The organism is Microbacterium sp. B35-04 (genome assembly GCF_010634885.1).
In the GTDB taxonomy this organism is placed as follows: domain Bacteria; phylum Actinomycetota; class Actinomycetes; order Actinomycetales; family Microbacteriaceae; genus Microbacterium.
Genome location: NZ_MWLP01000135.1, coordinates 1 through 8396 on the forward strand (window position 1 = coordinate 1; position 8396 = coordinate 8396).

The 8396-nt window shown below is 69.1% G+C and carries 7 protein-coding genes and 1 pseudogene; 2 read left to right on the forward strand and 6 right to left on the reverse strand.

Going from position 1 to position 8396, the window contains the following annotated elements:
* Positions 1 to 157: 157 nt before the first annotated feature.
* Positions 158 to 901, reverse strand: a pseudogene (locus tag B1729_RS19780) (FCD domain-containing protein); the annotation flags it as partial.
* Between the two features lie 144 nt (positions 902 to 1045).
* On the opposite strand from B1729_RS19780, the gene B1729_RS19785 reads away from it, so the two are divergent.
* Positions 1046 to 1876: a DUF1295 domain-containing protein gene (locus B1729_RS19785; protein ID WP_163619307.1), complete on the forward strand. Its 831-nt coding sequence runs from the start codon at positions 1046 to 1048 to the stop codon at positions 1874 to 1876.
* Positions 1877 to 1894: 18 nt separating this feature from the next.
* Here the strand turns inward: B1729_RS19785 and B1729_RS19790 are convergent, their stop codons facing one another.
* The 4 genes from B1729_RS19790 to B1729_RS19805 all read right to left on the reverse strand — a co-directional run bounded on the left by B1729_RS19790 (position 1895) and on the right by B1729_RS19805 (position 6070).
* Positions 1895 to 2542, reverse strand: coding sequence for a thymidine kinase (locus tag B1729_RS19790; protein WP_163619305.1), 648 nt, complete (start codon positions 2540 to 2542; stop codon positions 1895 to 1897).
* 115 nt (positions 2543 to 2657) lie between these two features.
* Entirely contained in the window at positions 2658 to 4157 is a 1500-nt protein-coding gene (locus tag B1729_RS19795) for a malate:quinone oxidoreductase (protein ID WP_275575861.1), read from the reverse strand.
* A gap of 168 nt (positions 4158 to 4325) precedes the next feature.
* Complete coding sequence (locus B1729_RS19800; RefSeq protein ID WP_163619301.1) at positions 4326 to 5396, reverse strand: aspartate-semialdehyde dehydrogenase; 1071 nt, start codon at positions 5394 to 5396, stop codon at positions 4326 to 4328.
* Positions 5397 to 5500: 104 nt separating this feature from the next.
* Positions 5501 to 6070, reverse strand: a complete 570-nt coding sequence (locus B1729_RS19805) for a dihydrofolate reductase family protein (RefSeq protein ID WP_163619299.1) — start codon at positions 6068 to 6070, stop codon at positions 5501 to 5503.
* 96 nt (positions 6071 to 6166) lie between these two features.
* Between B1729_RS19805 and B1729_RS19810 the strand changes: the two genes are divergently transcribed.
* Complete coding sequence (locus tag B1729_RS19810) at positions 6167 to 6748, forward strand: TetR/AcrR family transcriptional regulator (protein ID WP_163619297.1); 582 nt, start codon at positions 6167 to 6169, stop codon at positions 6746 to 6748.
* A 73-nt stretch (positions 6749 to 6821) separates the two neighbouring features.
* Here the strand turns inward: B1729_RS19810 and B1729_RS19815 are convergent, their stop codons facing one another.
* A complete protein-coding gene (locus tag B1729_RS19815) occupies positions 6822 to 8108 on the reverse strand; it encodes an aspartate kinase (RefSeq protein WP_163619363.1) in 1287 nt (428 codons plus the stop codon).
* Positions 8109 to 8396: the final 288 nt, after the last annotated feature.

The window sequence follows — 8396 nt, forward strand, 5'->3', positions numbered from 1 at the left end:
GGGGGGGGGGGGGGGGAGAAGGGGGCCCTGGTGAAGTACGGCTTCGCTCGTGAGATCCCCGGCGCGCCGCCTGGCCGCGGGGGAGGGGGGGGCGGGGCGGGGGGAGGGCCGAAGAGGGACGAGGGGGGAGGGGGGGGGCGGGGCGGGGGATGGGGGTGGCGGCGCGGGCGAGGCCCGCCGATGCGTAGTAGCCCACGATGTGGTCGTGGACGAGGGTGCGGGCACGGGCCGCATCGCCCGCGTCGACGGCGTCGAGGATCGCGTGGTGCTCGCGGCGCAGGCGGTCGGCGGCGGCATCCCATTCGGCGATGCCGGCGGCACCCGCCTGGACGTACGACTCGATCGCCGTGCGCAGGCCCGCCATCATGGCGGCGATCACGACGTTGCCCGACGCCTCGGCCAGGGCAAGGTGCAGCTGGGCGTCGAGCGCCAGAAACTCCGGCGCCGTGAGGTCGGCGGCGTCCATCGCATCGAGGATGTCGCGCGCCCGGGCCGTCGTGAGCGCCGGGTCGGTCGCGACCGCGTCGACGACAGCGGACTCCAGCACGAGGCGGGTCGCGACGACGTCGTCGAAGGGGAAGCCCTGCGCGGCCACTTGCAGCCGCAGCAGTGCCGACATGCCGCCCTCGGGCGTCGCGATGATGATCGCGCCGGATGTCGGCCCGGAGCCGGTGGCGGTGCGGATGAGCCCCATCACCTCGAGCACGCGCAGCGCCTCGCGGACGCTGGAACGGCCGACGCCGAGGTTGGCGGCGAGCTCGCGCTCGGGGGCGAGCCGGTCGCCCGGCCGCAGCGCGCCGTCGAGCAGATCGGTCTCGATCTTCTCGAGCACGACGCGCCAGGCGCGCGCCGGGGCGATCGCCGGCGGCGGGGTTGGGGTCACTGCCACGGATCTCCTCATCGTCGTCGGATCCGCCTGCTCTCCTCGCTGAAGAGCCCGGTGTTCGGTCAAGATCGCGTGTGGTCAGACCACGATAACTTGTGGTCGGACCACAGACAACCCACGATGACGGGAGATGTCGCCCCGGGGCGATACTCTGACGCCATGGATCCCCTCCCCCTCGTCCTCATCGTCGCGGGCGTCGCTGCCGCGTTCTGCTGGATCACCTCCCTCATCACCAACGAGACGTCGTGGATCGACAGGATCTGGTCGATCGTCCCGGTGATCTACGTGTGGATCTTCGCCGCTGCCGCCATCGCCGCCGGAGTCGACGCGACCCGATTGGTCGTGATGGCCGTGCTGGTCACCGCCTGGGGCGTGCGGCTCACCTTCAACTTCGCGCGCAAGGGCGGCTACACCGGCATGGAGGACTACCGCTGGGCGGTCCTGCGCGGACGCATGAAGCGGTGGCAGTTCCAGGTGTTCAACCTGCTCTTCATCGTCGGATTCCAGAGTGCTCTGCTGGTGCTCATCTCGCTGCCGGCCTTCATCGCGTGGCAGCATCCGGTGCCGTTCAACGGATGGGATGCCGCATTCGCGGTCGTCTTCGCCGCGTTCCTTGTCGGCGAGACCATCGCCGACCAGCAGCAGTGGACCTTCCACCAGGCGAAGAGGGCAGCCGGCGGCACGCTGGAGCCCGGGTTCCTGACGACAGGGCTGTTCGCGTACAGCCGCCACCCCAACTTCTTCTTCGAACAGGCGCAGTGGTGGGCGTTCTACGCTCTCGGCGCGGTCGCCCTCGTCGCCGACGGCGGCAGCTGGCTCAACTGGACCATTGCCGGCCCGGCACTGCTGACCGTGCTGTTCATCGGTTCGACACTGTTCACCGAGTCGATCTCGGCCGGGAAGTACCCCGCCTACCGGGAGTACCAGCGCACCACGTCGATGCTGCTCCCCCTCCCCCGTCGCCAGGGGCGCGCGCCGGAGACCGCCTGACCGGCGCCATGCCGAGAGTCACTCCAGGCGTCCACCGGACGCGCGGAGGTAGTCCTCGGCGCAGAGCGACTCGTAGGTGATGCGGTCGGCGGTGAGCTCGTCGATCGCCACCTGGTCGCCGTCGAAGACGAAGCGTCCGCCGACGAGACGCGCGTTGAAGAGCGCCTTGCGGCCGCACCGGCAGATCGTCTTGAGCTCTTCGAGGCTGTGGGCGAGCTCCAGCAGTCGCGCCGAGCCGGGGAACGCCTGCGTCTGGAAGTCGGTGCGGATGCCGTACGCGAGGACCGGCACGCCGTCGAACACGACGATCCGCAGCAGGTCGTCCACCTGTTCACGCGTGAGGAACTGCGCCTCGTCGATGAGAAGGCAGGCGACGTCGACCTCGTGCTCGAGCGCCTCGGGGACGAGGGTGTCGGCCGCCTCGGCCTTGACTCGCGCGCGATGCTCGGCGAACAGCGCCCGGATGTCGTCGTCGGGGCCCACGAGGAAATCGGCGGTGCGCTTGACGCCCAGGCGGCTGTCGATCTGATCGGCGCCCTTCGTGTCGATCAGCGGCTTGGCCAGCAGCACGTGCTGGCCGCGCTCCTCGTAGTTGTACGCGGCCTGAAGGAGCGACGTCGACTTGCCGGAGTTCATCGCCCCGTAGCGGAAGTAGAGCTTTGCCACGGATCGAGCGTAGTCGCTGGCGCGTCCGCGCCTCTGCGCCGGCGGGCCGTCAGAGAGGGGGCGCCGCGCGCTCCCACGGCTCGATCGCACCCGTCCGCTCCACGAGACCGGCTGACTAGGCGGTGAGCGCGAGCGTCTCCGCGGTCTCGCCGAGCAGCTCCTGCGCGACCGCGGGACGCGCGTTGAGGGTGTCGCCGTAGGTCGGGATCAGCTCGCGGAGGCGCGGCTCCCAGGCGTCGATGCGGTCAGGGAAGCAGGTCTTCAGCAGCCCGAGCATGATCGACACCGCGGTCGACGCACCCGGGGACGCGCCCAGCAGGCCCGCGATCGTGCCGTCGGCGCCGGTGACGACCTCGGTGCCGAATTGCAGCACGCCGCCCTTCTCGGGATCCTTCTTCATCACCTGGGCGCGCTGGCCGGCCTGGATGATCTCCCAGTCCTCGTCCTTCGCGGTCGGCATGAAGACGCGCAGGCTGTCGACCTTCTTCGCGTGGTTCTTCAGCAGCTCGCCGACCAGATAGGTGATGAGGCTCGGGTTGTCCCACGCGACCTTGAGCATGGGGCCGAGGTTGCCGGGCCGCACCTGACCGACGATGTCGAACCAGGAGCCCGTCTTGAGGAACTTGGGGCTGAACGTCGCGAACGGTCCGAAGAGAAGAGAGGCCTCGCCGTCGACGACGCGCGTGTCGAGGTGCGGCACCGACATGGGCGGGGCGCCCACGGATGCCTGCGAGTACACCTTGGCCTGGTGCTGGGCGACGACCGCCGGGTTGGAGGTCTTCAGGAACTGCCCGCCGATCGGGAACACCCCGTAGCCCGAGATCTCGGGGATGCCGGAGCGCTGCAGCAGCTTGAGCGCCCAGCCGCCGGCGCCGACGAAGACGAACTTCGCGCGGATCTCGCCCGGTGCGCGGCCGACGGTGCGGCGGTACTTCACACGCCAGGTGCCATCGGGCAGGCGCTTCAGGCGGCGCACCTCGGTGTTGATGCGCACGTCGGCGCCATTCTCGGCGAGCCGGTCGATGAGCTGGTGGGTCAGCGCACCGAAGTCGACGTCCGTGCCCGCCGGCATCCTGGTCGCTGCGAACGGCTCACCCTTGCGGCGCTTCTGCATGAGGAGCGGCGCCCACTGGTTGATGACGCGCGAGTCCTCGCTGTACTCGATGCCGGCGAACAGCGGCTCGTCCTTGAGCGCCTCGTAGCGCTTCTTGAGGTAGGCGACATCCTTCTCGCCGCGCACGAACGTCATGTGCGGGGTGGAGTTGATGAACGTCGACGGAGCATCGAGCACGCCCGCTTCGACGAGCGACGACCACAGTTGGCGGCTCTGCTGGAACTGCTCGTTGATCGAGATCGCCTTGGCGGGGTCGACGGTGCCGTCCTTGTTCTCCGGCATGTAGTTCAGCTCGCAGAGCGCCGCGTGACCCGTGCCGGCGTTGTTCCAGGGGTTCGAGCTCTCCTGCGCGACATCGCTCAGCCGTTCGAAGACGGCGATCTTGAGGTCGGGCTGCAGCTGCTGCAGCAGCGTGCCGAGCGTCGCACTCATGATGCCGCCGCCGATCAGCAGAACGTCGACCGTCCCCGTAGGGAGATCGCTGTCGTCAGGGCTGGGCAGGGCGTCGGAGGGCGTTTCGGTCACCAGATGATTCTAGTTCCGCCGGAAAGCACCCCCGACCGGGCGCCGGCTCCTCCCCCGAAAGTCCTGCGGTTCTTGCCGAAACGACAAGCGAGCGGATGCCGCTCAGCGCGGAATCCGCTCGCCCTCGAGTCGTCGGAGCGCAGGTCAGGCGCTGACGCCCAGATTCACCGCGACGAGCTCCGCGATCTGCACGGCGTTGAGCGCCGCACCCTTGCGCAGGTTGTCGTTCGAGATGAAGAACACCAGTCCCTTGCCCTCGGGCGCAGACTGGTCGGCGCGGATGCGACCGACGTAGGCCGGGTCGGTGCCGGCAGCCTGCAGCGGCGTGGGCACCTCCTCGAGCTTCACACCGGGGGCGCTCGAGAGCACCTCACGCGCGCGCTCGGGCGTGATGTCGCGGGCGAACTCAACGTTGATGCTCAGCGAGTGGCCGGTGAAGACCGGCACGCGCACGCACGTTCCGGCGACCCGCAGGTCGGGCAGCTCGAGGATCTTGCGGCTCTCGTTGCGGAGCTTCTTCTCTTCGTCGGTCTCGTTGAGTCCGTCGTCGACGAGGCTGCCGGCGAAGGGGATGACGTCGAAGGCGATGGGCGCGATGTACTTCTCGGGCTGGGGGAAGTCCAGCGCCGAGCCGTCGCGGGCGAGGCGCTCGACATCCCCCTGAGCGAGCACGCCCTCGACCTGGCCGAGCAGCTCCTGAACGCCGGCAAGACCCGAACCGCTCACGGCCTGATACGTGCTCACGATGAGGCGCTGGAGACCGGCCTCGTTGTCGAGCACCTTCAGTGCCGGCATGGCGGCCATGGTGGTGCAGTTGGGGTTCGCGATGATGCCCTTGCGCGCCTCGGCGATGGCGTGGGGGTTGACCTCGCTCACGACGAGCGGAACGTCGGGGTCCATGCGCCACGCGCTGGAGTTGTCGATCACGATGGCGCCCGCCTCGGCGAAGCGCGGCGCGTGCGCACGGCTGCCGGTGGCACCGGCCGAGAACAGGGCGATGTCGATGCCGCCGAGCTCGGCGGTGGCGACATCCTCCACGGTCACGGCCTGGCCCTGGAAGATGATGTCGGATCCGGCCGAACGTGCGGTCGCGAAGGCGCGGATCTCGCGCACCGGGAACCCGCGCTCCTCGAGGATGTCGATCATCGCGCCGCCGACCTGGCCGGTGGCGCCGACGATGGCGACGGAGAGTCCTGAATCGGAGATGCGGGTCATGGTGTTCCTCAGCGTGGGCACAAGCGTGGAGCGGACGCGCGGGCACCGTCGGACGCGCGGGGTTGCCCGATTCTACCGCCCTGCCGCAGCAGCAAGGTGCGCCGTTACCGTCGGCGGTACTCGTTCACGACGACACCCGTCTCGAACGGGCGGGACCGCTCCAGCGCGAACCGGGTCGGCACGTACCGGCCCGCGAACAGGGGGATGCCGTCCCCGAAGACGAACGGGTTGACCTTCACCACCAGGCGGTCGATGAGATCCACGAGCTGTGCGGCGAGCACTCCTCCCCCGCACAGCCAGATGTCGCCGCCGCTCTGCTGCTTGAGCGCGGTGACGACCTGCCGCGGGTCCTCGTCGGTGAACCGCACGCCCTCAGCGCCCGCCGGCGCGCTTCGCGTGCGGGAGAACACGATCTGCTCGAGGTGCGAGTACGGGCTCGGCATATCCGGCAGACCAACGGCGTAGGTGTTCCAGCCCATCAGAACCGTGGAGATGGAGCCCCGGCGAACGTCGAGCCCGAGAGCCTGATGGATCGGCTCCGGAATGGTGTCACCCCACTCAGGGGTGAGGACCTCAGCGTGATCGCCCTCGCTCAGGAAGGATTCGAAGCCGTGCGTCGGCGAAGCGATCCGGCCGTCCAGGCTGACGGCGACGTAGTAGACGAGTTCTCGCATGATCTTCTTTCACAACATGTGTAGTGGTTACTCGATCACAGTAACGGTTGGCCGGAGTATTCACAACACCTGTCGTGAATCAGCTACAGTGCACGCATGGCTAGGAACGATGCCCGCCGGGCCGAACTGGCTGACGCTGCGATCGCCGTGGTCGCCGACGAGGGGATGCGCGGCCTCACGCATCGCGCCGTCGATGCGCGCGCCCACGCGCCGATGGGCACCGCATCCAACTACTTCCGGTCACGGGACGCGCTGACCGACGCCATCGTCACGCGGATCGGCGAGAGACTCACCCCGGCTCCGGATGTACACGAGGAACTGGCCGCGCGCGTCCCCGGGCCCGAGCTCTTCGCGGACTACCTCCGCGACATCGTCCGCCGGCTGCTGGGCGACCGGCAGGTCGCGCTCGCACTGTTCACACTGCGGCTGGAGGCGGCGCGCAATCCCACCGTCGCCGACCGCTTGGGCCGTTGGATGCGTGCGGGCTTCGAGGCCGATGTCGCCTTCAACCGCGACGCGCGTCTACCAGGGGAGGCTTTCGACATCGCGCTGTTCCATTACGCGATCGACGGATTGATCCTCGACCGGCTCACGGTGCAGATCGACCCCGAGACGTCCACCGACGCCGTCGTCGACGCCTTCGTCGACGGGCTGCTCCGGGGCAGGATGTCGTCGTGAGGCTCGCGACCGGGCGCACCCGCGACGTCGCCTGATCTTCGAGCGGATCAGCGGACGCCGCAGCCGAAGCGGGTCAGCGACCGGAGCCGGCGTAAACGGTCGCCTCGATGTCGCCGTCCAGGCCGTACGCGGTGTGGACGACGCGCGCCGCCTCGGCGAGGTCGTCGCCGCGGACCACGACCGAGATGCGGATCTCGGAGGTCGAGATCATCTCGATGTTGATGCCCGCGACGCTCAGCGCCTCGAACAGCGTGGCCGAGACACCCGAGTGCGTGCGCATGCCGGCGCCGACGACCGAGAGCTTGCCGATCTGGTCGTCGTGGACGAGATTCTCGAACCCGATGTCGGACTGGTCGCCGGCGAGCGCCTTGAGCGCCGTCGCCGCGTCGGTCTTGGGGAGGGTGAACGAGATGTCGGTGCGGCCGGTGGCCGCGGCCGACACGTTCTGGACGATCATGTCGACGTTGGCGCCGGACTTGGCGATGACCTTGAAGATCTCCGCTGCCTTGCCCGGCACATCGGGCACGCCGATGACGGTGATCTTGGCCTGGCCGAGGTCGGTGGCGACCCCGGCGACGATCGGCTCTTCCATCTCTTCTCCCTTTTCGCCCTGGGGAACGCTCATCCCCGGGCCGAGCACATAGGTCCCCACGCTCGAGCTGAACGTGGAGCGGGCGTGGATCAGCACACGGTGGCGGCGCGCGTACTCGACGGCGCGGATGTACAGGACCTTCGCGCCGTTGGCGGCCAGCTCGAGCATCTCCTCCGCCGACACGACGTTCAGCTTCTTGGCCCTCGGCACGACGCGGGGGTCGGCGGTGAAGATGCCGTCGACGTCGCTGTAGATCTCGCAGACATCGGCCTCGAGGGCCGCGGCGAGGGCGACAGCGGTGGTGTCGGAGCCGCCGCGTCCGAGCGTCGTGATGTCGCGGGTGTCGCGGTTGAACCCCTGGAAGCCGGCGACGATGACGATCGCGCCCTCGTCGAGGGCCTCGCGCAGGCGGATCGGCGTGACGTCGACGATGCGCGCGGAGCCGTGGTCGGCGGTCGTGATCATGCCGGCCTGGCTGCCGGTGAACGAGCGCGCCTCGAAGCCCATCGAGTGGATGGCCATCGCCAGCAGCGCCATCGAGATGCGCTCTCCGCTCGAGAGCAGCATGTCGAGTTCTCGCGGGGCCGGGATCGGGGCGACCTGCCCGGCGAGGTCGAGCAGCTCATCCGTGGTGTCGCCCATCGCACTGACGGCGACGACGACGTCGTGGCCGGCGCGGCGCGTGTCGACGATGCGCTTGGCGACGCGCTTGATGCTCTCGGCATCGGCGACCGACGATCCGCCGTACTTCTGGACGATCAGCGCCACATCGAACTCCACGCGTCTATGTCAAAGGCGAGAACGGATGCCGCACTCGAGCTGAGGAACTTCACCCAGGCATCCATCTTACGGACGCGCCCATGCACGCCCGGCCATGTGTCGCGAGGGCGCCTCCTGTCGCGGGAGCGCAGACGTCGCAGCGACTCGGCGGGGCGCGGATCCGAATCCGGCCGGGCGCGGATCCGAGGGCCGCCGCTAGCATCCGAGCATGGAGCAGATCGAGGCGTGGTCGGAGTTCAACGTCGCCATGGTCGGTGCGACGGCGGCCCTCGCGGG